The organism is Arsenophonus sp. ENCA (genome assembly GCF_002287155.1).
GTDB lineage: Bacteria > Pseudomonadota > Gammaproteobacteria > Enterobacterales > Enterobacteriaceae > Arsenophonus > Arsenophonus nilaparvatae.
This window is the reverse complement of record NZ_NHNG01000701.1, coordinates 1-1,017: the sequence shown is the minus strand read 5'-3', so window position 1 is coordinate 1,017 and position 1,017 is coordinate 1. Positions and strand designations below refer to the sequence as shown.

The 1,017-nt window shown below is 35.4% G+C and carries 2 protein-coding genes; one reads left to right on the top strand and one right to left on the bottom strand.

The features are described 5' to 3' along the window. Positions 1-197: hypothetical protein (locus tag CBG25_RS18445; RefSeq protein WP_290604058.1), on the bottom strand; the 197-nt coding region annotated here is incomplete at its 3' end. Positions 198-378: 181 nt separating this feature from the next. Between CBG25_RS18445 and CBG25_RS18440 the strand changes: the two genes are divergently transcribed. Next, the gene (locus CBG25_RS18440) at positions 379-597 is read left to right on the top strand and encodes a hypothetical protein (RefSeq protein ID WP_290608485.1); all 219 of its coding nucleotides are present in this window, start codon (positions 379-381) and stop codon (positions 595-597) included. Positions 598-1,017 lie beyond the last annotated feature (420 nt).

The window sequence follows — 1,017 nt, the reverse complement described above, 5'->3', positions numbered from 1 at the left end:
CTTTTTTTGTCTATAGAAGGTTCAACTAATCGCCATAGGTCTTTAGGGCGGAAACATCTACTTTTTAACCATCGGCTAACCGTGTCATGAGATAAAGGCGATGGGCTGACTTCTGATAACGCCAAACTAGAGTATCTTACACTGCTTACTTGCAAGAATATTTTATAGATATCTTTAATGCATGGATAACCGGACAAAATATGAACATCCTGATTTTTTCTTGTTTTTAAATTTATACTTCTTTTTTAGAGACTGCGAAACTCGTGTATAGTAAAAAACTCTAATGGCGTTTGGAAATTAAAAGAAGGTTTTAAACATGGATTTATTATTAGCAAAAAGGGTAGAAGTTATCAGCCAGAAGATAAATTAACTTTCAAAATGGCTTGTTGTGCAGAATCTCTTAACAAAGAATGTGATGTAATAGAAAATAAAATTGATGAACGTTACAAGTTCGTTGATTATTTATCTGAAAAAATAGAAGCAAATGAAAGTTCTTCATCTGAAGCTTCGGTTTTCTTATCATTGATTAATGAATTGAATATTACTTACAGCAAAAGTTTTATCGAAAAGGTAAAAAAGATAGCAGCAAGAAAGTAAATATGGCGCTCTACACCAGTGTTCCACCACTGAGGTGGCCCATTCCCAGTCGAAACGCAACAAACCCATAAAACGTTATGCAGCCATTAGATGAGCTAAAAATACTTCATTTGGAGAAAAATAGCCCAACGATTTTCGTCCCCGAGTATTAAGTATGTGCTCAAGTTCTGCAATCTCGTTGTCCGTGACTGAGTTGAAATCCGTTCCTTTTGGGTAAAAACGGCGGATAAGTCCGTTACTGTGTTCATTTAAACCACGCTCCCATGAGTGATAAGGCCTGGCAAAGAAGACATTAAACTAGTTGCTGAATAGAGACTTGCATTTTTTGTCACGCTATTGAGAATAAAAAGAGGTTTAACTTAGAGAATAAAGGTTTGAAATGATCAACAAAGAGCGGCTGTTACGAGATAATCGTTTATG

What these genes read in the sequence shown, in the direction of transcription:
- CBG25_RS18440 (WP_290608485.1), top strand. Translation starts at nt 379, where the DNA reads ATGGCTTGTTGTGCAGAATCTCTTAACAAAGAATGTGATGTAATAGAA.